Annotated in this window: 19 protein-coding genes; 9 read left to right on the top strand and 10 right to left on the bottom strand. The window is 50.2% G+C overall.

Features of this window, described 5'->3' with window-relative positions; translation table 11 throughout:
- Positions 1-6: 6 nt before the first annotated feature.
- From EKM70_RS00505 to add, 5 genes are all read right to left on the bottom strand, one after another.
- Positions 7-1,725, bottom strand: coding sequence for a hypothetical protein (locus tag EKM70_RS00505; RefSeq protein ID WP_125544248.1), 1,719 nt, complete (start codon positions 1,723-1,725; stop codon positions 7-9).
- A gap of 628 nt (positions 1,726-2,353) precedes the next feature.
- The gene (locus EKM70_RS00500; RefSeq protein ID WP_125544246.1) at positions 2,354-2,908 is read right to left on the bottom strand and encodes a L,D-transpeptidase; all 555 of its coding nucleotides are present in this window, start codon (positions 2,906-2,908) and stop codon (positions 2,354-2,356) included.
- A 358-nt stretch (positions 2,909-3,266) separates the two neighbouring features.
- On the bottom strand, positions 3,267-4,124 hold the full coding sequence (locus EKM70_RS00495; RefSeq protein WP_125544244.1) for a polysaccharide deacetylase family protein: 858 nt from the start codon (positions 4,122-4,124) through the stop codon (positions 3,267-3,269).
- 66 nt (positions 4,125-4,190) lie between these two features.
- Positions 4,191-5,015 (bottom strand): site-specific integrase, encoded by an 825-nt coding sequence (locus EKM70_RS00490; protein ID WP_125544242.1) that lies wholly within the window; start codon positions 5,013-5,015, stop codon positions 4,191-4,193.
- Between the two features lie 116 nt (positions 5,016-5,131).
- Positions 5,132-6,154, bottom strand: a complete 1,023-nt coding sequence (gene add, locus EKM70_RS00485) for an adenosine deaminase (RefSeq protein ID WP_125544240.1) — start codon at positions 6,152-6,154, stop codon at positions 5,132-5,134.
- Between the two features lie 547 nt (positions 6,155-6,701).
- On the opposite strand from add, the gene EKM70_RS00480 reads away from it, so the two are divergent.
- From EKM70_RS00480 to EKM70_RS00470, 3 genes are all read left to right on the top strand, one after another.
- On the top strand, positions 6,702-8,645 hold the full coding sequence (locus EKM70_RS00480; protein ID WP_125544238.1) for an acyltransferase family protein: 1,944 nt from the start codon (positions 6,702-6,704) through the stop codon (positions 8,643-8,645).
- A 683-nt stretch (positions 8,646-9,328) separates the two neighbouring features.
- Positions 9,329-10,045 (top strand): hypothetical protein, encoded by a 717-nt coding sequence (locus tag EKM70_RS00475; RefSeq protein WP_125544236.1) that lies wholly within the window; start codon positions 9,329-9,331, stop codon positions 10,043-10,045.
- Positions 10,046-10,415: 370 nt separating this feature from the next.
- A complete protein-coding gene (locus tag EKM70_RS00470; protein WP_125544234.1) occupies positions 10,416-12,110 on the top strand; it encodes an oleate hydratase in 1,695 nt (564 codons plus the stop codon).
- 914 nt (positions 12,111-13,024) lie between these two features.
- Here the strand turns inward: EKM70_RS00470 and lepB are convergent.
- A complete protein-coding gene (gene lepB / locus EKM70_RS00465) occupies positions 13,025-13,609 on the bottom strand; it encodes a signal peptidase I (protein WP_125544232.1) in 585 nt (194 codons plus the stop codon).
- 186 nt (positions 13,610-13,795) lie between these two features.
- Between lepB and EKM70_RS00460 the strand changes: the two genes are divergently transcribed.
- Together EKM70_RS00460 and EKM70_RS00455 are read left to right on the top strand one after the other, a co-directional pair.
- The gene (locus EKM70_RS00460; RefSeq protein WP_125544230.1) at positions 13,796-14,146 is read left to right on the top strand and encodes a PadR family transcriptional regulator; all 351 of its coding nucleotides are present in this window, start codon (positions 13,796-13,798) and stop codon (positions 14,144-14,146) included.
- Between the two features lie 2 nt (positions 14,147-14,148).
- Positions 14,149-15,564, top strand: coding sequence for a DUF4097 family beta strand repeat-containing protein (locus EKM70_RS00455; protein WP_125544228.1), 1,416 nt, complete (start codon positions 14,149-14,151; stop codon positions 15,562-15,564).
- A 57-nt stretch (positions 15,565-15,621) separates the two neighbouring features.
- On the opposite strand, the gene EKM70_RS00450 is transcribed toward EKM70_RS00455, so the two are convergent.
- Together EKM70_RS00450 and EKM70_RS00445 are read right to left on the bottom strand one after the other, a co-directional pair.
- Positions 15,622-17,112: an RNA-binding domain-containing protein gene (locus EKM70_RS00450; RefSeq protein WP_125544226.1), complete on the bottom strand. Its 1,491-nt coding sequence runs from the start codon at positions 17,110-17,112 to the stop codon at positions 15,622-15,624.
- 486 nt (positions 17,113-17,598) lie between these two features.
- Positions 17,599-17,844, bottom strand: coding sequence for a hypothetical protein (locus EKM70_RS00445; protein ID WP_125544224.1), 246 nt, complete (start codon positions 17,842-17,844; stop codon positions 17,599-17,601).
- A gap of 250 nt (positions 17,845-18,094) precedes the next feature.
- Here EKM70_RS00445 and EKM70_RS00440 point away from each other — a divergent pair, with 250 nt between their 5' ends.
- A complete protein-coding gene (locus EKM70_RS00440) occupies positions 18,095-18,640 on the top strand; it encodes a MarR family winged helix-turn-helix transcriptional regulator (protein ID WP_125544222.1) in 546 nt (181 codons plus the stop codon).
- A 402-nt stretch (positions 18,641-19,042) separates the two neighbouring features.
- On the opposite strand, the gene EKM70_RS00435 is transcribed toward EKM70_RS00440, so the two are convergent.
- Positions 19,043-20,371 (bottom strand): MFS transporter, encoded by a 1,329-nt coding sequence (locus EKM70_RS00435; RefSeq protein WP_125544220.1) that lies wholly within the window; start codon positions 20,369-20,371, stop codon positions 19,043-19,045.
- Positions 20,372-20,578: 207 nt separating this feature from the next.
- Positions 20,579-21,103, bottom strand: coding sequence for a DUF1440 domain-containing protein (locus tag EKM70_RS00430; RefSeq protein ID WP_125544218.1), 525 nt, complete (start codon positions 21,101-21,103; stop codon positions 20,579-20,581).
- Positions 21,104-21,307: 204 nt separating this feature from the next.
- Here EKM70_RS00430 and EKM70_RS00425 point away from each other — a divergent pair, with 204 nt between their 5' ends.
- The 3 genes from EKM70_RS00425 (at position 21,308) to EKM70_RS00415 (ending at position 26,599) form a co-directional block, all read left to right on the top strand.
- Positions 21,308-23,578: an ATP-binding cassette domain-containing protein gene (locus tag EKM70_RS00425; protein WP_125544216.1), complete on the top strand. Its 2,271-nt coding sequence runs from the start codon at positions 21,308-21,310 to the stop codon at positions 23,576-23,578.
- A 75-nt stretch (positions 23,579-23,653) separates the two neighbouring features.
- On the top strand, positions 23,654-25,180 hold the full coding sequence (locus EKM70_RS00420; protein WP_125544214.1) for a hypothetical protein: 1,527 nt from the start codon (positions 23,654-23,656) through the stop codon (positions 25,178-25,180).
- Between the two features lie 660 nt (positions 25,181-25,840).
- Positions 25,841-26,599 carry a WxL domain-containing protein gene (locus tag EKM70_RS00415; RefSeq protein WP_125544212.1) on the top strand — a complete coding sequence of 253 codons (759 nt, stop codon included), beginning with the start codon at positions 25,841-25,843 and terminating at the stop codon, positions 26,597-26,599.
- Positions 26,600-26,659: the final 60 nt, after the last annotated feature.

Here is a 26,659-nt window from a genome sequence, read left to right as displayed (position 1 = left end):
AATTGTTTACTTAAACGTCCGGTTCACATAAGCCTCAACGGTCCCGGTCTTGGCACTTTCATTGACGCGACCGGTGATCTTCACTTGATCACCAGTGGTCATCAGGACGGCTTTGGGGTAGTCGGCGGTGCCGATGGTCCAGAGGGTGTCTTGTCCCTTCAAGGCGAAGAGCACGTTCTGGGTGTCGCCGTTGGGGATGACCACGACCCGTTCGACGGTGCCGCTAACCTTGGTGGTCTTGGAATTTGTGGTGGAACTGGCCGTCGATCCAGAGGAGGCCAGCTGAACGCGGTACTGGTCCAGAGCCTGGGTGGCCGTGGTCGCGTAAGCCTTCACACTTTGGTCGGCTGCCTTGATGTAGGCGTAGCTCCGGAAGGCCCCGGTGGAGTCTAAGAGGGAGACGACCCAGGTCGGGGTGCCGTCGATGTTGTACATGATCGGCATCGTGGCCGACCATTTCTGGGCGACGTATTCCTTCTCGGCAATCTTCTTGGCCCCGTCACTATCCATGACGCCGATATTCTTACCGGTATAGTAAGTCAGCGTCCCAGTTCGGGCGTTAATCATGGAGTAACCCATGGTTGAGTCGGCCCCAGTCTTCGGCGAGGTGAAGTCGTTGAAATACGAAATGTTCCCGTGCTTGTCAACGACGGGAGTAACGCCATCTTCGGTCCCGTTACTGTTAGGATCCTTGACGCCGGTCTTGTTGAAATGAGCGTTGAAGAACCCATTGCCGTACCAGCCGAAGATCTCATTCATCTCGGCGGCAGTCGAGGAGGCAATCGACTCGTTGATAAATTTCGGTGCCCCGGCAGCCGAGTAGAGCTTGGTCTCCCCGGTCTTAGCGTTTAGGACCGCGACGTGGAGACTCTTGTAGTTGATTCGACTGGAGACGCCGCGGGCCTTGTAAACGGTTTGGATGAAGTAAGGTTCTCCGTTGTCTTTGATTTCCAGTTGGGGTTGACCTTCCTGCACCCAGCTTGGGAAACGGTTGTAGATGACTCGTTGGGCGTCGTCAAAGAGGTAGGCACTCGGCGTGTACTTCATGGGTTGCTTGATGAAGTGTGGTTCCGCATTGACGTTGGTGGCGTCAATCATGAAGTAGCCGGGACTCTTCTTCGCCCGTTGCCAACGCCAGAAACCATCAAATTCAACGGGGGCGATGTAGACGGTCTTACCCTTCACGACCTGGGTCTGAAGCGCGCCCAGCTTGTAATAGGATGTATTGGGCACGGCACTCATGGCCTTGTTCATCTTGTTGCGGACGGTCTTGGGGGCAATGGCGATGGGCGTGGCGTCCTTATCCAGGAGCGGCGCGGTCTTCATCGTCTTAATCTTGAGGGAATTGTAGACGGGTTTGACGCCGAACTTGGTCTGCGCGGCCCCGAAAAGACTAGTCAAGAAGAGAAGCCCTAGAATGCCGGCTGCGATGTTTAAACCACGATTACGGCTCCGGACATGTGGTCGGTTCTCACCGGCCTCAATGACGACGTCAGGACTGCTGAAGGCCAGGAATGGTAGATAGCAGACCCCACTGATGACATTTAAAATAATCAGGCTAAAGAGGGCCTTGCTCGGCAGGACGACGAACACGGCGACCAGAGCGATCAGGTAGTAGACGACGTAGACCCCAGCCAGTAGGCGGAGGTGTTGACGGCGTTGAACGATACCCATGATCGCCATAATAAAGGCGGACAGGGTACAGAAGAAAGCGACTAACAACATGCGGGTGAATTCCTTTCTGAGTGTGATCTGAGGAGAAACAATTATTTCTAGTGTAACGTACTTCCTTTTACAGTGATAGGTGAGTAGCGATTAAGTGGCCGTTCTCGGCCAGAGTACAGCCGGTGAATACGTCAGTCAAGGCGGCCAATATGCCGCCCCATTTTTACGTGCTATATTAACTATAAGAAAAGGAGGGGATATTATGTTCATTAAACAAATTCAGTTAAGTCAAACTAATAAGGTTGGCATTTATAAAGTTTCGAATGGGTTTATTTTTCTTAATTACGTTAGGCGAGATAGTAGTTATCCTTGGATTTTGGTGGATAGACCTGAAAAGTTATTCTTAGGTTAACTGAAAGATGGACCAAAGCCGGAGGAGGCCAGGGATGGAGCCGGCCGTGGTGGTACTGTTAGACCGAGTGTTTTTCTCGGCCTTACAGTACACTTTGAAGACTCGCGTTCTTGGCGGGGCTTCAAATCGAGCGAGAAGCCCAAGGGGCTGAAGCGTCCCCACAGCAGGCGCAATCCCCGGCAGCCGCAGGCGGCCTTTTATCGCAACGTTCAAATAGCTAACCCAATCAAAAAGAGGCAAGACACAAAGGTCTCGCCCCTTAATCATGAAAAACAACTATTTAATAATAACTTTGGTCTTAGCTGGAATGTGGCTGTTGATCCAGTGCGCATCGGGAATTGGCATCCGAATGCAGCCATGGCTAGCTCGGTGGCCCAACTTCTTGGCTTCACTCTTGATGTAGTGGCCGTGGCTGTTGATGACTACAGAGTGGAACATGTAGATCCCCCAGCCCTTGAATGAGGTCCAGTAGTTGGCGCCGACGAAGTGCTTTCCCCGATTTTGAATGTGGAAGGTTCCCTTAGGGGTGGGCGTTGATTTCTTCCCCGTCGAACAGATCATGGTGTAGAGTACCTTGTGATGCTTGCTCATGACGTAAACCCGTTGTTTCTTGAGGGAAACTTGGAGGTAAACGTGCTTATGTACTTTCAGATTAGGGTAAGGCTTGTTTTCAGATGGCCGTTCCCAGCGTGGCTTCTTGGCTTTCTTGACCTTTTTGGTGGTCTTAGCGTAGGCCGTGGCTTGATTCCCCGGTAAGTTCGTGCCAATGACCCCACCGAAGAGGGCGAAGATCGCTAACCCGGTGATGAGGCCAATTCTAAATTTTTTCATGATGACTCCTCCTTGAAATACTCCCGATATGCCTTTAATTTTAGGTGTCGGGTGAAGCGCTGTCAACACACATTTGGCGGAACTAGTGTTGGTTGTGATCGAAAAAGGCCACATAAAAACCAGCGCTAGACTGCGTTTTTGTGCGACCAACATAAATGACTTATTTTAAATGTTAACCCTTAAACATAAAGATTCCCCGAATAATCTCGGCACCGATTAAAACCAGCATGAATGACCAGGTTGCTAATGTCACAACGCTCCCCATGGTGAAGACCTCCTTGTGTCTATCTGCTTACTCTTATTGTACGCCGAGTCCCAGCAGGACACAATAGGAAACGCTTTCACCATGCGCAGATTCTTATCGATTATTCACCGCGATCAGACTCGCAAAGGTAGCGGTCGACATCCCCGGAATGACCCGTAACCGCGACAGGTTGTAGCGACCCTGACTCATTTGAGCCATGCCTTCCTGTGTGGTCAGCGCAATACTGTACCCGGCTTTCTTGGCTAACCGGTGGGTCGTCCTGTCGGCTCGACCGGCGGGGTAACAGAGAACCTGGATCTTCTGATTCAGTTTGGCGTCCAGCCACTTTTTGGAATTGACCAGCTCAGTCTTTTGCTGGGCGGCGGTGATTTCGTTTAAATCCAGGTGTTGGACGGTGTGGCTGGCAAAATCAACGCGTCCGGTAGCCTTCATTTGTTTCATCTCCGAGAGCGTCAGGTGATTGGACTTGTGAGTGAACCCGGTGATGGCGTTGATGGTGGCGTGGACCTTGGCCTGTTCCAAGGCGGGCAGGCCGTGCGTCAGGTTGTCCTTGTAGGCGTCGTCGAGGGTGACCCAGACGACCTTCTTCTGGGGCACGGTATTGGTGGTGAGCGCGCGAACCGCTTCGTCGGCGGTCAGGGTGTGGTAGTGATGACGTTGTAGATAGGCCATCTCCTGTTGAAATTGTCGCGCGGGCACCCGCAGTGAATTGCCACTAGAAATGCTGTGGTACATCAGGATTGGTAACTTCAACGGTTTTTTCAATTTAACCCATGGCTTAGCCTTGGGTTGCTTGGCCACAGTGCGTTTGACGTCGGCTTCCTTGCGGCGACTTTCCTTAGCGGGTGTTGCCGATTGTTTGGCCGGTTGGCTTTGTTGCCAGACGACGACCCCGATCAGAACGACGAGTAGTGCGACCAGACTTCCCAGGATACCCCAGTGTTTCTTCATGTCTAATTCCCCCAATTAGTTATCTCACCTACATAGTATAGGGGGTTCAACGTGAAGTGGCAATGCTTAGTCTGCCCGTTGCGCTAAACGACGATAGTAGTCGATGGCATCTGGTGCGAGGTGCAGGGCCGCAATGACCTCGCGATCGGACTTCTGGGGATGGCGACGGAGATAGTTAACTAAGTAACCTTGGTACAGGCCGGCTGGGCCGAGGGAAAAGCCAGTGAGAGCCTCGTCGGGCTTTAGATATTTATGGAGTCCCGGAAGTGTCAGGTGGGGGTCGGTTGAGGCCCGTTGCTTGAGAAACCAGTCGGACGACCGGAAGCGCGCCTGGAGGGGAGTGATAAATTCACGGAGCTCAGTCAAGAAGGTCTGCGCCGCCGGGGACCAAGACCGCGTATCGAGATCGGCGGTAAAGCCGGGACGTAGGAAGGCCTGAACCGGATAACCGTGGGCGATTAGCAGAAGCGTCAGGCGGGTATAGACGTGGAGGCGTTGGTCTGCCAGTAAGTCATCGAGGTGATCGACCCATCGGAAATTTAGGGGGCGAGCAGCTTGTTTGGGCTTACTTTTGAGATCCAGAGTTGGTAGATAAGGTGTCCACCGGTGGGAGAAGAGAAATTTGAAGTAGACGTTGAGGTGGGATAGCACCTTGTTATAGGTCTGATTTTGAATCTCGCGTTGATCGACCAGCATGGCGAGGTATTGTTGGACATCGGCGGTTTGGAGTTGATTGACACGATGTTCACGTTGATAAGTCGGATTGAAGTTTTCGAGGTACTTGAAGAAGTCTGCCAACGTGGCGTTGTACTCCTCGAACGTGGCCTGCGCCATGGATCGTTCGTGGAGCACGCGATTGAAGGCGTCTTGATAAGGATAAGTTTGGGACATGGCAAAGCCTCCTTGATAAAGATTACTTTAACTAAGAAAGAGGTCACTGGCAAGTCATCACCTTTTGGTAGCAAAGAAAAAGGCCCGACGGTTAGGGTCGGGACCTGGTGATAAAGTTAAGCGATCACGGGTACTTTAGCGTGAAGTACGGTCTTATCCGCATCCTTCAGGAAGGCCCCGTCGATGGCATTGTGAGTCAGCTGGGCTAATTGATCCCAATCTAAATCGCTGTGATCATGCAACGCTAGGATTTCGTCGGTCAAATTGACGTCGGCAATCGTCCGATGATTGGTATTAACGGTGACCTTCAGTCCGGCATCGAGAAAGTCCTGGAGTGGCAAGTTGGGATAATCGGGAAGGTCAACCGATCGGTGACTACTGGTGAGGCAAGTCTCCAGCGTGGTCCCGGTCCGTTTATCCCGTGCCATGGCGGCCGGGAAGCCATTGAGTCGCTGGCCGTGACCGATTCGCTCGACTTGTAAGGTCATCGCCACCACGACGTTGTCGACGGGCGCCGTTTCCCCGGCGTGTAGGGCAATGGGTAGACCGGTGGCGTGTGCGGCACGGATGGCATCGGCAAGGTCGATCGTGGGGTACTCGGCCTCATCGCCGACGAGGTCCAAGCCCACGACGCCTTGATCGGTAAACTTAGCGGCCGTTTCAAAGACGGTGGTGAGTTCCGCTAACGCCCCTTCGCGGCGGCCACAGACAATGGCGTTGACCGGCACGCCGTAAGTCTTGGTTCCAGCATGAAGTCCCCGAAGGAGTGCCGCAATGGCCGTGCCTAGGTTCAGGTCACCCTGGGTGTAAAGGGTCGGTGTGAATCGCGTCTCCATGTAGATGAGACCATCGGCTGCGGCGGTTCGCACGATGTCCGCACCGGCAATTTCGAGTTGCTTAGCGGTCTGCATCAGGTCGATAACCGGTTGAAAGCGCTTTAAATAGTCGGTAGTCTCGGGATTCGTGGCGGTGGCGATGAGTAGGTCGTGCAAGGCTCGGTCACCCACGGGAAGCGGCGTATCTGTCACTGCGGCCATTTCCCGCAAGGCACCGAGGGAGAGTGAGCCTTCAAGGTGACAGTGCAGGTCGACTTTGGGGTACTGGCGGACGGTAACGGGGGTAAATGGCTGTTGGGTCATGGAAATTCCTCCTATAAAGTTGTATTAGAATGATCCCGCCTGCGGAAACCAGGTGCCTTCGGCTGAACGACAACAGTATGGAAAGTTGGTCATTGTTCAGCTGATATTGCTGACCACCGTAGGCGGGTCAAAGCGATCAATTCAGTTGATATGATTTCAGTATACCATGAGTTAGGGTGGCGTAAGGGGTGGGAGGATTAGCCGGAAATGATTTCACGGTTAGCGTTTGTGAATGGTTATTGAACTAACAAACATGTGGCAAGATCCCCCGAATTACCGAGAATTTTTGCCGTAGGATGTGTCGGCTGAGTGTCAAATTTTACAAATTTGAAATTTCGAGTAAAAGCGTTGTTTCTTAATGGAAAACATTATAAAATGAAGCTACTTAGATGGGGTTAACGATCACCCGGCGGAACAATATTTAAGCCGATTTTCTTTGTCGTTGCCTCTATTATCTACACCTTAAATATAAACGACTAAAAATTAATAATTAATTGATTAATTTGGGGGATCTCTACAAAGCATCAGAGAGAAAAGGAGTAATTTTATGGATCAATTGAACTCGCGGCTAACGCGTTCCGACTTTCGGACGCAACGCATGGGGAAAAAACGTTACATAACGGGGTTCGACGGTATTCGAACCTTAGCCGTTCTAGGCGTTATCATTTATCACTTAGCACCATCGACACTTCAAGGGGGGTACTTGGGGGTTCCGATCTTTTTCGTGGTTTCGGGATATCTGATTACTTACCTGCTTATTCAAGAGTGGGATCGGACCCACACTATTGATATCTGGGGGTTCTACGGGCGGCGCTTGAAACGTCTGTATCCGGCACTAGTCACCATGATTTTGGCCACGACGGCCTACATTACCTTGTTTCAACGGGAGTTGCTGGTCAACATTCGTAGGACGGTCTTGACCAATCTCATTTACGGCTATAACTGGTTTGAAATCAATCATGGCCAATCGTACTTTGATCGCTTCAGTGGGGAGTCACCGTTTACCCACTTGTGGTCGCTATCCATCGAAGGTCAGTTCTACCTCGTCTGGCCGTTAGTCGTTCTCGCGTTGCTCCTATTTGTAAAGAAGCAGGGCCGGGCATTGGTGATCTTGTTGGCCGCGGCGGTAGCTTCTGCTGTAGCGATGGCGTTACTTTATAATCCACAGAATACCAACCGGGTTTACTACGGCACGGACACACGGATGTTTGCCATCTTAATCGGTGCGGCCATGGCCTTTGTCTGGCCGGCTCATCGGCTCAGTGCGGATGTTACCCGGGCCCATCGATTAGTCATGGATGGCCTCGGTGGGGCGTCATTATTGGCCCTGATTTACCTGTTCTTTAACATGAACGGGCAAGCGGCTAGCACTTATCGTGGGGGCATGTTCTGGTTCACCGTCCTCTCTGGAATTCTGGTCGGAACGGTTGCTCACCCCGGTAGTGATATGAATCGAATTTTATCGAATCCGGTTTTTAGTTATGTGGGACAACGAAGTTATGGGATCTATCTGTATCAATTTCCAGTGATGATTTTCTACGAATCTCGCGTCAATATTGGAAATCATCCGCTGTTCAATGCCTTAGTCGAGGTGGCGTTAATCATGGTCGCCACAGAACTCAGCTATCGCTGGATCGAACGGCCACTGCGGCACTACCATTATGGTCGGTTCACCCACGACGTTGTGGCGTTTTTCAAACAGCCAGACGCACATCGGTTGGCCAGCAGCCTTGGCGTCATCGGCGCCGTACTCTTTGGGTTGACGGCAGTTGGCTTCATGCAACAGCCCGCGGCGGCTAAGCCTACGGCTCTGCAACAGACCATCACCCAACGGCAAGCGGCGGCTAAGAAGAAGAATACCGAAGCCGCTAAGAAGCAGAAGGCGTTGGCCAAGGAAGCCTCCAAACGGAAGCATGACAAGGCCGTGGCCTTCTCGAAGCTGTCCAAGACGGATCAAGATACCGCAAAGACTTATGGTCTCACGCCAGAAGAGGTGGTCACCAGCAAGCAAACGCCATTAACGGCGATCGGGGATTCTGTTCTTTTGGACGACTCGGGTGACCTACAGAAGGTCTTCCCTGGGGCCATCGTGGATGGTAAAGTTGGGCGCCAAGCGGCTGATGTGAAAGACGTTGTGACTAGTCTCGGCCAACAGGGACAACTGGCGAAGAATGTTCTGGTTAATATCGGAACGAACGGCTACATCACGCCGGAACAAGCCAAGGATATCGTCGAAGCCATTGGGCCCAATCACGAGATCTTCTGGGTCACGGCACACGTCCCAACGCGGGAGTGGCAGAACTCGGTTAACCGGCGGATTCAAAAGACGGCGGATGCTTACAAGAACGTCCACATCGTCGATTGGTACAGCACGGCTAAGGGCAAAGATAAGTGGTTCGTCAGTGACCACGTGCACCCGAATAACCGTGGAAACCGGCACTACACGTCACTCATTGCCAAGGCCGTTACGAAGGTTAGCCAACAAAAATAACTTTAATTTGTTTTGAGAGTGTCGCCTGCGGCAACCAGACAGAACCCCCATGAGGTAGACTTGAAGCCAAAGTTCGGTCTTCAGGGCAACCTTGAACCTCGAAAATCACGAGGTTCAAAGTTGGCCGTGGTCTAAGCCGAGAAAAAACCTCGGCTAAGATTACCGACACGGGGGTTCTGTCTGGTTTCCTCCAGCTGGGATTGTGTGTTGTTGGTAACAGCATGTTCGAGTATGAACGGTGGTGTTGATGGCAGATGTTAGTCGGTCACTGGTGCTAGCAGATTGGTGCTGGACTTCCTCAACTGATCAATGCAACGCAACGTTCCGGTAATGCTGGATCTCTGCTGGAGGGTGGTTGCTCAGAGGGTTCAATCGTGGCCACAACGTTCCAGCCCTCTGAGCAACCGCCCGGAGACTTGATCGCCAGTAGTCTCAAACTCTAAAACCCATTAAATCAGTAGAATGACAAGTAGTCGTGATCGCTATTAATTTGGCGGTCACGATTTTTTCGATTTGACACGAATAAGGCCCTAAGAGTAAGTTGCGTTAATTTACCGCTAATCTCATATTTAGCAACGTTTTCGAGCGTTTTTTAAGCGTCGTTAGTTCCGTCTCTCAGGGGAGCGTGATATGATACCCGTGAATTCAGAGATGAGTTCAAAATTATTCGGGGGGTAATTGTTATGATGAAGAAAGTTGCAATGATCGCAGCGGCAGCAGCCATGGTATTACCATTAGGGGTCGGGGCTATTGCTCCCGTAAGTAGTTCTGTGACTGCATTTGCCGCTGCCAAACCAGCCGCTAAGAAAGTCAGCTATACCTTATTGAGTAGTGCAGCTTTAAAGAAAGCTGTTTACCACGTTAAATCCGGTAAGCCAGCCCTTTATAGTGCCGCATTTGCTGCTGACAAGTCCAAGGTGAAGATGGCTAAGAAGGGCACGCTGAAGTCTGGCGTCACCTACACTGCCAGCAAGAAGATTGTGATTAAGAACGCCAAGGGCAAGAAGGTCAGCTATGGCTACATCAAGACGGCCAACGGCAAGGTTAAGGGTTGGGTTGCCCTTTCCAAGTTAACCGCTGGCAAATTCATGGCGGCCGATGGGGTTCACAAGTCCAATACCTACACCTTGGTCAGTGCCAAGAAGATTAAGAAGAGTGCTTACCACTTCAAGAACGCTCGTCCAGCCTTCTACACGGGCAAATTCGCTGCCGACAAATCAAAGGTAACGTTGAAATTGAAGGGCAAGTTGCCAGAAAGCAAGACTTTCTACGCAACGAAGAAGATGTCGATTAAGAAATCTAAGAAGAACGTCAAGTACCTCTACGTTACTAGCGGAAAGACGAAGGGCTGGGTTTTAGCTTCCAAGTTGACCGCCGGCAAGTTCATGGCAGCTGACTAACCGTTACCTCCTACTAATAGCCTAAAAGTCGAGACAGTTGTCTCGGCTTTTTTTGTGGACGGTTGAGTTTATATTGCTGAAATGTGCCAAAAAAGGCAGTCAACTCCGCTTAACCCCGATAATGCTCATTGACTAATCGCCCTTTTTGGCACTCTTTTTGGTAAACCGTTTCGACCGTTTTTGCGACGCAGATTTGGGTGATATTTGGCCCCTATAAATGGAACACGACGTGTCGCAATCACCGGTGTATTAAGGATCCGTAACGATCTGGACTTTTTTATAAAACCGTCATGTAAACGCTTTACAATACATGACAAAGCAAGCATAATGAGGTTGTAAAAGGCAAAAAGAATCTACGGAGGTGTTTTTGATGGTTAAAACAAAAGCAGTAATGATCGGTGCGGGTTTATCTAATATGGCCGCGGCGGTTTACCTGATTCAAGAAGGCCATTGGCGTGGTGACAATATCACCTTTTATGGGGCAGATATGCACGGTGCCAACGATGGTGGGACGACCGAAGAATTCAGTGATGAATACTGGAACAAGGAACACCCACTCGACAACCAGACGGGTTACGTTGCCCGGGGTGGCCGGATGCTGAACTACCGGACCTACGTTGATTTGATGGACTTGCTAGATCGGATTCCTTCCGCAACTGAGGAAGGAATGACGGCCGCAGAGGATACCCGTGACTTCGATGCGCACCACCGGACTTTTGACAAGGCACGGTTGATGCAAGGCGGCAAGGGGATCATCGATGGTGGCAAGTTGGGTCTGAACAACAAGGACCGGGCGCTGTTATCGAAATTAGTTCTGATGCCCGATGACGAAGAAACTAAGTTGGATAACATGACGATCGCCGAATACTTCAAGGATGACCCACACATGTTCCAAACCAACTTCTGGTATATGTGGGAAACCACGTTCGCCTTTCGGATCGAGAGTTCCGTTCAAGAACTCCGGCGTTACATGCACCAAATGATTTACGAATTTACGCAAATTGAACACTTGGTTGGGGTTAACCGGACTCGTTATAACCAATTTGAAAGTATGATCTTGCCTCTGATTAACTACCTCAAGGGTGAAGGGGTTAAATTTATTTCCAACCGGATCGTCACGGATTGGGAGTTCGCCGACAGTGCGATGCAAGATGAAATCACGGTAACGGGCATCCACGTTAAGAACGTGGAAGACGGGACCGAGGAATTAGTCGATATCGACGATGAGACGGCAGTCATCTTCACCAACGGGTCCATCACGGATTCCGCCACGATGGGGGACTACAACACACCGGCTCGGGAAAATATGGAATACGGGATCAGTGCCGCCTTGTGGAAGAAAGCCACGGAACGTTTCTACAACTTGGGGACACCCGATAAGTTCTTCGCCGACCGTAAGAATTCCGAATGGGTCAGCTTCACGTTGACCACGAAGAACCACTTACTGTTGAACGAAATTACGCGGATTACCACTCAGGTTCCAGGGAATGCGTTGAACTCCTTCCTGTCCACGACGCCAATCACGCCATTGGGGCAGAAGGATGTTAACATGTCGATCGTGGTTCACCACCAGCCACACTTTACCAGCCAGAAGCCTAATGAATCGGTTATCTGGGGTTACTTCTTGTATCCACGCCGGACGGGTGAATTCGTCCACAAGCAGTACATCAAGATGACGGGTAAGGAAATGGCTCAGGAACTGATTGGCCAGTTGTCCAAGGTGGATCCAGGTCCTAACAACATCAAGGAAAAGGAACCCGCCATTCTCGACAGCATTATCAACAATATTCCGGTCTACATGCCATACGCTTCAGCCCTCTTCAATAACCGGGCGAAGACCGACCGGCCAGAGGTTATTCCGGCGCACTCAACCAACTTAGCTTTCACCGGTGAGTTCGTTGAACAGCCTTACCAGATGATCTTTACGGAACAGAGTGCGACCCGTTCCGGTGAAATCGCGGCGTTCCACTTTGCCGGGGTTCCAATGGATAACTTGGTCGATACGCCTCGTTATGACAAGGATCCGAAGACCTTGTTGAAGGCCACTAAGCGCATGTTTAGCTAAACCTTGTCACGTTAATGGCCTCCAGTGAGGGGTCGCCGTGGCATTCCGGGGATGACCTGTCCTGAGAGGCAGGCTTGCTCGGACAGTCTCTTCGAAATTGAATCCCAAGACATGATTCTCTATGGTCTTGGGATTTTTTTGATCTGCTAAGACAGCAGCCTGCGGCTGCCAGGGATTCCGCCTGCTGTGGGGATGCTTCAGCCCCTTGGGCTTCTCGCTCGATTTGAAGCCTCGCTAAAAGCGCGAGTCTTCAAAGTCGCCCGTAGCGTAAGGCCGAGAAAGTCACTCGGTCTAACGCTACCACCACGGCCGGCTCCATCCCTGGCCTCCTCCGGCTAGGTGGTGGCATTCAAACAAGATAGATGGCAGAATGCATCAGTATGATTAGTTTCCGTAGAGACAACGTCTGTGGTCTTTCAGGCTGGTCTGGAGGTTATGTCCTGAAACGCTATCGGGTGGGTCAGTAAGCCTAGTTCTGCTGACAAGGCTAAGCTAAGTCATGTATCGTGAAGGTCCCCAGTGTCATCAGTGTGACAAATGAAAAGCCGCCAGCATCTTGCTAGATTGCAAGAGCTGACGGCTTGTTAGTTATCTGATAATTGAAGATTATTAAGGGATTCGTGAATGCAATTTGGCTAATAGCCAAGTAACGGTCCTGGCCCCGAACAGTTGTGGCAATTAAGTACCACAATAGCCGGAGGAGGACAGGGGTGGAGCCAGCCGTGTCGATGGTGTTAGGCCGGGCGCTAGGGTCTTCCCGGTCTTACAGCATGGGACGACTTCGAAGACCCGCGTTTTTTGGCAGGGCTTTGAAGCGAGCCGGAAGCCCGACCCTCAGGCTGTAGGCGTTCCCCACAGCAGGCGTAACCCCTGTCAGCCGCAGGCGGACTTCTTCGGCTTTACTTACCTATCACCTAGCTGGCCAAACTATTCACGTTAGCCCGGTGTTCCGAACTGCCTTCCCAGAATGGCACCTTAACCACGCCCATGATTTTCTTAGCGTTGACGTAACCCCAGGCTCGGCCGTCCTCGGAGACACTCCGATGATCGCCAAGAACGAAGTAGTGACCCTGAGGAACGGTGTTGCCCTGGTAGGCCCAGTTGTGTTGCTTAGCCAGACCAGCTAGCGTCCAGTTTCCGGTACCGATGCCCCGTTCGGACTTGCTGATGAAGCTCTGTTTAAGCTTGCGGTTATTGATGTAAATGTAGCCATTCTTGCTGGCGACTTGATCGCCAGGCATACCGATGACCCGTTTGACATAGTTGGTATTCTTGGCCGCCGTGGGGTCTTCCCCGTAGGCGTCGAAGACGATGACACTGAGTCGTTTGACCGCTGTCGGCTTGGTCACAATCATGGCCTCACCATTCACTAGGTTGGGTTCCATCGAGTCACCCGAGACCTTGACGACTTCTAACAGGTAGGTGCGCACCACAAAAACGAACGCCAAGGCAAGTACGATGGGCAATACCCAACTTAGAATGTTGCGAAAGGTTTTCATTGAAAAAGTCTCCCCTGAATAAATTTGCTGTGTTTAGTGTACCATGCTGGTTTCATGGGGAACACGCCTTAAATGAAAGTTAAGGCAATCGTGACAAACAAATTCTTATTTTTTGACACATACTACTTTGACACGCACAGTAGTATGTGATACATTATATCCAAGCAAAAGAAAGGAAGTGGCGGCATGGCTGAGAATATTTCCAAAGATCTCATTCGGGGCCATACGGATACGATTATTTTGAACATTCTCCAACAGGGGGATAGTTATGGGTACCAGGTGGCCAAACGGGTGAAATCCTTAAGCCATGGGCACTATGAACTCAATGAGGCCACGCTGTACACGGTCTTTCGTCGACTCGAAAAGAATGGCGCGCTGACTGATTATTGGGGTGATGAGACCCAGGGGTCGCGGCGCAAGTACTATCACGTCACGTCGGTGGGGCTTGAAATGCTGGCGGAGAAGACGGCGGCTTGGCAGTTTGCCAAACCGATTATTGATGATTTAATTACCGGTAAGCTTACCGAGGAGGCTTAATTATGGACGATATTACAATGGAAATTCGGACACGTTTGGACCAGTTATTTAGCAACTACCAGCCATCGCGGGCGTTAACAGAACTGAAGGAAGAACTAGTGGGCGACTTGACCGAAGCCGTCTCCGAACGGGTCAACGACGGCATGGAGCCGGATAAGGCGATTGAAGAAGCGGTCAAACAAATTGGGGATCTCGACAGTCTCCTCAAAGAAGTTGCCGAGGACAGCGACGGTCAAACCGAAGGCCACAATCGGCAGAGTACGACGCAGACCAAGCACAGCTCCCAGTCCAGTGTTCACGTTGGCAAGCTTCACATCACCGACGACCAAGTTACCTGGGGCGACCACGTGCTCGTGGATAACGAGAAGGACAAGGTCGATCTCGGCAGTCTGGTTCAGGTGGATGGCGACCATGTTTCCGTGGCCAATGGTCTGATTGACGTTAACGGCGACCACGTGACGGTCAATGGTCAGGAGCCAGAACGAACGATTGTGACCTCCCTAAAATTGGTCAACACCCAGACCTTTGCGGTAACCGATCTGGCCAACGTGGCGATCGACTATCGGGATGCCGCCGTTAAACTCGGCGCGGCCAGTGGTGAGAATATCGTGGTTAACGAGTACATGAGCCGCGACAATGACCGTTTCCACTTACGGGCGACTCGTGTCGGCGACACCCTCACCATTCGCCAAGGAGAACGGGCTCGTCTCTGGCCCGTACACATCCGCGTAGAAATTCTATTGCCCGCTGTTTTGACGGGCCACGTCACGGTGGAAGCCGGCAATGGCAGTCTGGAACTGAGTGATTTCCGTAGTTCCATTTTTCTGGTCGCCCACGCCACGAACGGCCGTGTCCGGGTCTTTCACGCCGGTGTTGATCGCTTGGATCTCACCGCAACCAATGGGGCCATCAAGATTGATGATTTAACGAGTACGACCTACCGGGTTCAAGCCGACAATGGGGCCGTCGCTGTTCGTCAAGCCAAGGGTAAGGGAACGATTGATTCAATCAACGGGGCTATTCGGGTCAACGACCACGCCGGTGAGCTCTATGTGAACTCTCGTAATGGTGCCATCAAGGTGGATGGGATCACGGGGCAGTTGACCGGGGTCGCTCGTAATGGGAGTGTCCGCGTCAAGCGGCTTGTCGGTGATGGCGATATTCGCGCCAAGAATGGCCGGGTCAGTGCTGAGGTTACCGGCAATATTAAGGTTCAAAGCAACGGTAGCGTGAGTCTGGAGATTCCTGCGGGCCAGGATTACAACTTTGACCTGCGCAACGAAGAGGGGACGGTTCGGCCACCGCTGGCTGCGCGGTTCACGTTGGACGACCGGCATCACAAGATCGGCACCGTTGGGGAGGATCCAGCGAAGACGGTCAGCGTAGATAGTCAAAACGGGACAGTCGAAATTAATTAGATTTAAACAAGAACAGTTCCGTAAAGTCGAAATGATTTTACGGAACTGTTCTTTGATCTATTTAAGAAAGTTAGTTTGGACTTGTTGAATAAGCTTGTTCATCGACATTCTAATTGCAGGCTCATTATGCGATAAGATATACTTTGTTCCCTTATTCCTACCGGTTTTTTCGAGTAAGCTTGCGTCAACCATGCCATTTATAATTTTATGGCCCTCATAGGAGTTTCTATATAGATCCTGAAGCTCCGAGTATGAGGCAATAAGTAATTTTGTCATGCGTTCGTAAGTAGATTGCCATTCAGCTGGTATATTTTCAAGTACGGTTTCTGAAAGCGGAATCAGCCAGATTATTAAACGTGTATCAGCCATGGTTGAGGTGATTTCGGGGATCCGTAGCTTCAATCTGTCTGCAGTTTGGTAAATACGATGACCACCACTGCCGGTGCGCTCACCTAGTTTAGCTCGGGTAAAGATAGTGAATATTTTGGGGTTTCGTGCCTGGGAATCGCCGCCTAATACATAGCGTTCTTTTGAAACCCGCATTTCCCCTGGATTGTTAAATTCTACGTAATCTTTAAACAGAAAAATCTTAATTTGGGAATCGGCTGAATAGTCGGCGTGAATTAAAGTATTGACTAAGCCTTCGCGAACAGCCGCCAATAATGCCTCACCACTATCTTTCCGATTAATGCCATCTAATTCGAACTTGTTATTTAACTGACTTTGAATTTTTTGAAAAGCCAGTTCAAAAAAACTGTAGATATTCTGTGGGTGATGGGCTTCATTTGAAGTATAAATACGATCTAGATAGTCGGTATCAGAAGAATTCTTCTTGATAACAAGATCTAAAAAGAATTTTGGAAAGACTTCGGTGATGGAATTGTATTTTCCAAACAATAGTAGAGCGGCTTTAGTTAATTGCCATTTTGTTTTTTCAGTGGTTCGGTCTCGCTGCATTAGGCCAAGCATTTGGAGAAACTCTGGAAAGTCTTTTGACAAGTATTCATTATTCTGGCTGTGTTGCGCAAGAAAGACTTTATAGTTTTGTAAAGAGACCAAGTCCAGGTCATTCAGATCAAAATTGGCAATTATTTCAGAGTCAACAGTTGAATCTGATTCGCGCAGGAAGTATCGGAGTAGGTTATCAGGAACTTGGCGATCAGATTCATGATCACGATAAAAAGACTTTTTGATGTTACCTTTGAGGTAGACGGGACGGTTCTTGTATGAGACTTTTGGAACTGTAATGGTGACAATGTCTTTTCCCTCTATTGACTTAATTTTAATGTTGTCGGCTTCAACCACAGGCTGAGAAATTGTAGTTTTATCACTTTGTAAATTTAAAAATTCAATTTTAAGTTTATTAGGATTTGATACACCAACTACAATGAATTTTTGATTTTTCTTAACCTCGGAAACACCTAGAATTATTTTGCCGCCTTCTGTATTGGCAAAGGCACTGACGGATTCCCAAATGCTTTTTGGCAGACCATGTTTCGCCGTTTCTTTGTATTCAAGTTGATTGCTTTCAACGGGAAGTTTCGCCATCTATAGTATTCTTCTTCAATGATAAATCGTAGATAAATTTCCAAAGTATAATATGCTACAACGCCTATTATATCAACATTTTGGGTAGATACAACTGAAATTATCGTAGATAAATCGTAGATAAATACCATGGTAAAAACTTAAGATAGGGGATTAGCAAGCTAATGTTTGAAATGAATTTACTGTGTGTTGTGATCAATCTTAAATGTTCAAGTGTCCCCCTGGAATGAATCAAACTATGCAACTTTATGGTCGTTAGCAGTTTTGTCTGAAAGTTATTACGGATTGAAGGCCAACTGGAGCGTTCCACGACCTAAATTGGTCTATTTTAAGAACCAACTGGTTGGACATTTGCGGCAGAAATGACCCGAAGGAAAGTGAGGCAGTAAGCAGAAGACAGCGTTTTCTTCGAATTGTAAAGAAAAAACAAACAATTTACAAAAAAGGGCTTTATTTTTTGGGCAGAAGAGGCGATACTAGAGGGAGTTACTGTGCGGAAGAATCATAAAGATACCACCAAGACTGTAATTGGTGTAGTTTGACTTGGCTGATCTGGGTCAGGGGAATTTCACGAGAATGGCCGGCAGCCAAACCGAGATAAACGGTGCTGGCAGTCACGAAGTCAACGGTTCCCGTTTTGGTAACGCCACGGTAAGTGATCGTGGTGAGCTGGTTTTTTTGATAAGCGGTTTGGAGTAGGAGCCGGATTTTTTGTGGTGTATAGTCTAGCATTCATGTCACATCCTTGGTCAGGAGATTAATCCCATTATAGAACAGGTGTTCTATTTTGCCAATCATAACTATAATATTACTGGATTAGTTACTTTATCTATAAAATATAAGTATGGTTATCCACTTTAGATCTTTTGACCGGTGACGGCGGGCGTTTTATCGGCTAAAATTAAGTCCCGTAGGCTGTATCCAATTTAGGACGGTAAATGGCAGCGCCCCGCGCTGAAGTAGAAGGAGTAATGGATTTATAATGACAGAGACGACAAACGAAAACGTTACGGAAGCAGAATTAAAGAAACAATTTGACGACCTGTACATGCACATCTTCAAGTACATCGGTGACTTTGTTTCGATTCCCACCCAAAAGTATAATTTAACTTTTGAAGCCTTCATGGTAATGGAAAACGTTGCGCGGAGTAAGAACGGGCAGACGTTGGTGGAATTGGCCAAGTTAGAAGGCGTTTCAAAGAGTGCCATTGCTCGTCAAGTTAACGTGTTGTTGAAGGAAAACTACGTGATGCAGAAGGTCGATCCTAATGACCGGCGGGTCAAGTACATTACTTTGACAGCCGCGGGTAGTCGGGTTCAACGGAACCTGGCACAGGCGACGGACGAACGGTTCCACCGTTGGTTAGGCTTCTTTGGTAAGGACGAAGCAGAACACTTTATCAAGGTCCTTCACCGCGCCAATGAGCGGGCCGTTGCGGCTGGCTTCGTTGGGTTCGACAGTTTACATGATAAACGGCGGAACTCCAACCGTGGCCGTACGCGGAACCACACGACGACTCAAGATTAATTAGGATAAATCGTAAAGAAGTGGGCTGCGCCGATTGGCATAGCCCTTCTTTGTGAACAGATGATGGCTATTTGTTAAGATGGGCCGTCTGCGGCTAAGTTTGCTGGCCTTCGCGACAAGGTGGATCCGTTCTAATTCCTAATGATGTGATGACAAAAAATTGGCAAGCACCACCTGATTATTCAGGTCGTGCTTGCCAATTTTGCTTTTCGGGTTCTTGGGAATAACTATGGCCGATCTTATTGATCTTCAGTAGGGTTGCCAGGAAGTGCCGTCTCAGCCGATCGTTAGGCGAATGAACCGACATGTTGCCGAATTTTGAAAGTAATCTGATATTTAATAATTTATTTTGCCAAAATGTGCGAAAAAGTTGCCTCGAATTTCGTTAGTACTAATAAGGGGTTAATCCTGAATGTCCGGTTGAATCTTAGCCTGGAGTTCGCGTTCGTTGTAGAGCAACAGGACCGCGAACATGACAAGGTAGAGAACTAACGGTAACCAAGCGTAATTCAAAAGGATCATGTGTTGCGTGGCGCCATTTTGGGCGTGGTTAGCCGCGTAGCCGGACAGATGGAAGAGGCCGGCGGTGATCAAGCCACCCAGCCCCAAACCGACGTTAACCCCGAAGTCATCGGTCGAAGCCAGGATACCTTCCGCTTGAATACCCATTGCCATCCCATAACGAATAGTATCGGCAATCATGATGGAAACGAGGCCAATGATGAGCCCATTTCCCACAGAGTTGATAAGGGTACCGGTAAAGATGACTGGTAATAAATTACCGACGGCGCCTAGACTGAGGATTAGTTGACCAACGGCGGCAATGAAGATGCCTGTTAGCATCGTGCGCTTTTTACCCCAACGATTAGAGAAGCGGACGATTAGCAGGACCCCGATCAGCGCCGCAAAGGTAAAGGCGTTGGCGTATGGAACCAGTTGTTCGTTATTTTGAATGTATTTGAAATAATAGATGGTTGTCTGGTTTTTAATTGCGGTGGTTAACCAGTAGAGTAGGATGACCACGGAAATCACGAGCCACGGCTTGTTTTTCTTCAACATCCCACTCACGGCGCGCCAAGATTGATGAGCGTGCTCGGGGTTGGTGAAACGTTCGCGCACGTGAATGAAGGTATTCCAGATGAGCACTAGCGAGATGGCACCGAACAACACGATGGTTAAGAGAAAGCCGCGTCGTTGGTTACCATGGCCGAATAGCGCCACTAATGGCAGGGTGAAGACGGCCACAATGATCTGCACGGAACTTCCGCAGAACTGGCGAATGACGCCCAGTACCGTTTGTTCCTGGTCGTTTTCCGTCATCGTGGGCAGAATCGACGTGATGGGCAGATTGACCGCCGTGTAGAGAAAGCCCAGTCCTAGATAAGTGACATAGGCCCAGACGAGTTTGCCAGTGCCACCAAATGGTGGAGTCACGAAGGTCAGAATGGCGAAGATAACGTAGGGGAGGGCGTACCACAGAAAGAATGGCCGGCTCTTGCCCCACTTCGAATGTGTTCGGTCAATCATCAGGCCAATGATGAGACTCTCGACGACATCGGCTAGCCGAGCAACCACGAAGAGAATCGCGGCCGCACTGGCGGTCAGACCATAGACGTCGGTATAAAAGAAGAGCAGATAGGTGGTCATCATCTGAAAGACCAGGTTATCCGCGGCGTCACTCAGGCCGTAACTCAGACGTTCGGGCCATTTCGTTTGCCAAGGTTTGTTCATTGCGTCGCCTCCAGAGGGTTGAATCAATTGGTTTAAATGGGGATCGTCGCAGGTGGTCAGGAGCGCCGTCCTGTGGGGCACGGTTGAAGCCCCATGGATCGGGTCTTCAAGACGTCCCACCCCGTTTCTGCCCTGTCAGCCGCGAGCTGGCGAGGTCTTCGCCACGCGTTAGCGCTGGCTTTGATCCTTTAGCTGCAATTAACGTGTTTACTTCTGACGTTTACTTTCTTGAACCAGGCGCCGGTAGACTTCCGCACCAACCAAGTCGTTGGTGACCATCCAGGCGATGTGGCCGAGGGCCTCGGACACGTGTTCTTCGGTTGGTTGATCCTTAGCAGCCGGAACCGTCCCCATAGCAGGCATCAAGCCAACGTGAAAGGCAATCCAGATGGTCAGACCGAACCAGGTTCCGGCGTCTTTCTTCACGATGGGGAGTTTTTCACCGACGATTTGGTAGAGGACGGCAAAGGTGGTTGAGAAGCCAAAGTGGATGATGTAGCTCACCCACGGTAATTTATGGCCAGAGTAAGTATAGGTAGCGTGCGTAATCTTTGCGGGAATCCCAAATTGTTCCAATAAAGTCTGCGGGGGATTCGTGGCGTCGCGTTCTTCGGTTCGTGGGGGCAAAATGTTCTCCCAGCCGAGCTTGACCAAGCCGGAGACGATTCCGGCGGCCCCACCAGCGATGATGGCGGCGGGTAAATTCAATGGGCGTTTATTCAATAAGGACATGGGATGTTCCTCCTTCTAAAAATCTTACACGTTAAAGTATAAGCGTACACAATCAAAAACCGGAGTGATTAGCTTGCGAGTTTTCGAGCAGGTGGAAAATTTTAGAATGTGGTAGGCTGGGAAGGTGCCCTCAGCGACCAACCTTGATGTCGGTTCTGGGGATGATTAGTACATAGAAGGAAAACGATCTGAGAGGAGTCTGGGATGGCGATGCAATTTGAACAAGGATACATCGAGATTAAGAATGCCACGCAAAACAACCTGAAGCATGTGAGTTTAAAGGTGCCCAAATATCAGACGACCGTCTTTGTCGGTTTGTCGGGGTCGGGGAAGTCGTCGTTGGTGTTTGATACGATCGCCGCGGCTTCACGACGAGAACTCAACGAGACCTTTCCGAGCTTTACCCAACAATACTTACCAAAATTCGGGCAGCCCCACGTTCAGGATATCGAACACCTGCCCGTGGCCATCGTGATTGCGCAACAACGACTAGGGAAGAATGCGCGCTCAACACTGGCGACGTACACCGGAATCTATTCGCTGATGCGTTTGTTATTTTCCCGGATTGGGAAACCCTTTATTGGCTATTCCGACAGTTTCTCCTTCAACCTGCCACAGGGGATGTGTCCCTCCTGCCAGGGTTTGGGCTACGTGGATGACATCGACGAGAGCAAGCTGATTGACCCCGAAAAGTCGCTAAATGAAGGGGCGATCACCTTTGTCAGCTTTGGACCTGATACCTGGCGTTGGCGGCGGTACGCCACTAGCGGTCTCTTTGACGACGATAAACCCATCAAGGATTACACCGCTAAAGAATATGATCTCTTGATGCACGCGCCCCAACAGAAGCTGGCCCATCCCGGCGAGGGTTTTCCGCGGACGGCCCTGTATGAAGGGGTCGTACCCCGGATTCGCCGCTCGGTTATTGGTAAGAAGGAAGCCGAACATCACCGCGAGGCCATTGCCGAAATTGTCACCCGCAAGCCATGTCCGGTTTGTCACGGGACGCGACTGAAGCCGGAGGTCCTAACGGTCCACATCAACGGCGTCAACATTGCCGACGTCAGTGCGATGGATCTTAACCACGTGTTGCGTTTTCTGCAGGGCATCACCGAACCACTGGCCACCGATGTCGTGCGCGAACTCAGTACCAAGATTCAATCCCTGGTCGACATCGGCTTAGGTTATCTGACCTTGGACCGGGGAACCAGTTCGCTTTCTGGTGGGGAAGCCCAGCGGATCAAGATCGCCAAATACCTGACCAGTGCGCTGGTCGATATGGTCTACATCTTAGATGAACCCAGTGTCGGCCTCCATCCACACGACATTCAGTTGATTCGCCAGGCCCTCACCAAATTAAAGGACAAGGGCAATACGATTCTGGTGGTTGAACACAACCCGGCCATGATCAGTTTCGCCGATTACGTGGTCGAAATGGGCCCACTGGCCGGCCAGGGTGGTGGTCAGATTACCTTTACGGGAACTTATCAAGACCTGTTGGCTTCCGACACGTTAACCGGCGATTGGTTGCGGCAGGCCCATCATTGGGGCCCGGAGCGTCAACCAACCGGTCAGCTAGAATTGCGGCACGTGACCCAGAACAATTTGCAAGATGTCGACGTGGACGTGCCACTGGGCGTCATGACGGTGATCTCCGGGGTTGCCGGCTCTGGGAAGTCGTCGCTGGTCACGGCCCTCAAGGCTAAGCTGACGGGTGACTACATCGACTTGGCTCAAGCGCCAGTCGGTATTAATATCCGGTCGACGCCAGCGACCTACCTCGGGATCCTGGATGGCATTCGCAAGCTTTTCAGCGACGCCAACGACCGCGTCGGGACCAGCCTCTTCAGTTATAACGGTAAGGGTGCCTGCCCGCGGTGTAAGGGAAAAGGGGTCACGATCACCAATATGGCGTTCATGGACCCGGTCGTGCAGACCTGCGAACGCTGTCACGGTAAACGCTACAGTGAAGAAGCCCTCCAGTATCACTATCAAGGTAAAACGATTGCCGAAGTGCTTCAGTTGTCCGTTACGGCGGCCGCTAAGTTCTTCGTGGCTACGCCCAAGATTGCGGCCCAACTAGCCAACATGGATAAGGTTGGTCTGGGTTATTTGACGCTGGCACAACCCCTGACCACGCTGTCTGGTGGTGAATTACAACGGTTGAAGCTGGCCGTCGAACTCGGCAAGCAAGGGACGGTCTACCTCCTAGACGAACCAACCGCTGGGTTACATTTAAAGGATACGGCCCGACTGATGACCTTGTTCAACAGCTTGGTCGCGGCCGGAAACTCCTTGATTATTATCGAACACAATCTCGCCGTGATTAGTCAGGCCGACTGGCTGATCGACGTCGGGCCAGATGCCGGGCGTTACGGCGGTCACATTCAGTACAGTGGGACTCCCCGTGAATCGGTCGAGGTGGCCCAATCCCGGACCGGGGTCGCCTTGCGAGCCTGGATCAACGAGAATTAAAAACGTACGTTCCCCATTCAGAGGAATTATGGTATGCTAGGAGAATCGAATTTTTGAAACGAAGGGAAGATCCGCATGGTCACCACACTCCTTACACCTGCTGAAAATCGTTTTCTCCAGCTCAGTCAACCGGCACTCCAACTGCCGGACCTGACACGGGTCATGCCGCTGCTGCGGGAGCATCCGACGGTCAAAACAACCAGCGACTTTTTGACCCGCTCGGCACGGGAACTATTGACGGACCAACGGGTGGACTGGCTCTTGCAGGGCAGTAGTGTCTGGAAGTTGTTGGCGCGTTTACCCTATGCGATTAACGTCAGTGAGAACCGAACGGACTGGACGCACTGTGCGTTGTGCCACAAGCCGGTGCGCTACGAGTACCACGTGGTGTTGCGCACGGACGGTCAGGAGATCGTGGTGGGGTCGGAGTGCGTCAAGAAGTTCATGAGTGATGAAATGCAGTACCTGATGGCGATCACCACCGAGGATAACTTCCACGCAGTTGCCCAGTATGACGACTTGACCGCACATTACCCGCAAGTTCCAGAGATTTTGTGGAACCAAACGGCGTTACCCCACCTGCCACAGACCCAACATGGTCGTCGGCGGTGGGTGCGTCGTGGAACACAGACGACGGTGGACGGTTACCTGAAACGGCGACGGCACCAGCTGCCACAGGCGGAGCTGACGCCGTACTTAACCGAGTACACACAATTGACCGAATTGGATCAGCGGACGGCCCGAGCGTTGGTTGAGCAACAGGCCCAGCAGAATGAGGTCACCAAGCAACGTGCCGAACGTGAAGTGGCCGCCGCTTGGAAGTCCGCCGAGACGCAGGAAAGTGCCGCGGTGCAGGAGCTGCGAGCCTCGCAACCCTACCGTAATTATGGGGCGACGGTGGCCGAACTAATTGTTCAACATCTGCCGTTAGCCGACTTCAAGGCCCGGTTGGCTGAAATTGAACAACCCCGGGCGTTGAAGAAGTTAGTCAACTCCTATCAATTGGGAGTCATGGCCACGGAGTTCGACCGCAGTGGCAAGATTGCGGCGGCACGTTTACAGATTGTGCCGCGTTACTTGGTGGCCGACTTGAATCGCCGCGTGCGGTTTCGGGCAAAACAGCGGCAACGCGATTGGGATGACGACTTGTTCAATGTGACGGTGGGATTCGATCTGACGGCAGAAGAACGCCAGGCGCGCCTGCGACCACTGCGTGAGCTCTGGGAAGGGCATCAAGTCCCGGCACAAGTGTTCACCGATTGTGAGTCACTTCGTGCGGAGCTAGAGGCTGGTAAGTCATTTCCAACGAGCTGGCCAACGAGATTGACGCAAGCCTTCACGGAACGGCTAGCGCTTCAACCCGAGCAAGGCTGGGTACCGGCCAGAAAGAATCACGTGACTCCCGGTCAGCTGCGTCAGCTAATGGCGGGAAAGCCAGACTTTGCGGCTGTACAGACGGCTTACCGGCGACTGTACGCCTTACCCGCAGAGGATGACGCCGTCACGCTCTCGGCGTTACACCAGTATTATCTGCGGCAACGCGATCGCGAAGCCAAGCGGCAGGATGCGACGCAAGCGTTACTGCGACAGTTGTTGAAATAAACGAAATTAAAGCAAAGGTTAATGAGGGGGTCGACACGGAATTGAATGTTCCATGTCGACCTTTTTGTCACCAATATAAAGAAAAACAAAAAATATTATTTGGTTTTAAATTAAATATTCTCGGCAATTAATTGTCAATTTTGACGTGAGAGTTGAGTCCGGAATTCGTTCCAAATTAATTATATTAATACTGTAAATCATGATATTTTTAGAATAATTGGCATCATTTAGTTAAAACTTCACTAACAAAAGGTAAACGAAAGTCTATGGGGGTCAACGATTGACGGCATATTGCGGTTGAATTTGCTCACACAATTCATTTGTATGGGTGAAAAATACAGTTTATAGTATGTAAAACATTGCCTGATAAAACCGCTAAGAATACCGCCATGCCGGGGGTGCAGGGCTTTTTAAAAATGTCCAAAATTTATTTACATTTTAGATAAATAATTGTTTACAAGTTGACATATCGGAGCTATACTAACGTTGTTACATACTTAAAGAAGCGTAACAACCGTCTAGGGAGGTTGTCACTTCTGGGGTAGTCTGAATGATTATGGGGATCAGCGATGGTGCCTCAACAAGTTTCAGGCCACACAGGGTATTGTTGGTCACAGTGTTTTGGGAATCCATAGCAGATTAAAAGGAGTGCATTAGATTATGAAGAAGACAGTAAGCAGTATTTTATTAGCAAGTGCATTATTATTAGGAAGCATTGCGCCAGTCGTTGCCAATGCGGCTTCAGTACTAACCTCTGGTACCACGAATGCTACGGCTAAGTTTGAAGCACCAGATCCTGTTACGAATCCAGTTGATCCTAACGACCCATCAAAGCCAGCAACTGGAACTCAAACCGGTAACGGTGCAACTACTGGTGACGGGAACTTAACTTTCTTATACGTTACGAATAACCTTGACTTTGGTTCAAGCAAGTCAGTAACTTCTGGCTCCCAAGATGTTAAGGGTCAAACGACAATTACCCCTGAAACATTTGCTGATGGTACAACGAACTCGAATTTCGTTACTGAAATTTCTGACACTCGTGGTTCTAACGCCGGCTGGTCGGTTCAAGTATCTAGCACGAAGATGATTGATAAGAGCAACACCGATACAAACACTAACTTCTTAAAGGGTGCTACGATCGACTTTAATGGTGGTGCTGGTGCAACGACTATTAAGAACTCTGCAGATGCAACTACCGGTCTTTCTGCTAACTCAGTGAAGGTTTCAACCATTGATGGTTCTACTCAAACCATTTACGGTGCCGCTACTGATAGTGGTGCTGGTCAAACTTCATTCCAACTCGACCCTTCAAACATTCAACTTTCAAGTGTTGGTGCTACGACTAACACTGGTACCTACTCTGGTACCTTAACTTGGGCTTTAAGCGACACTCCAGCCGCAGCTCCAAAAGCATAAATTTTATTAATCGCGAGCAAAGGTGTCCATTGTATTCATAATGAGCACCTTTTTCGCCTA

It is taken from the genome of Levilactobacillus lindianensis, assembly GCF_003946095.1.
In the GTDB taxonomy this organism is placed as follows: domain Bacteria; phylum Bacillota; class Bacilli; order Lactobacillales; family Lactobacillaceae; genus Levilactobacillus; species Levilactobacillus lindianensis.
Note: the sequence above shows the minus strand (reverse complement) of the source record. Positions and strands in the feature narration are given on the sequence as shown.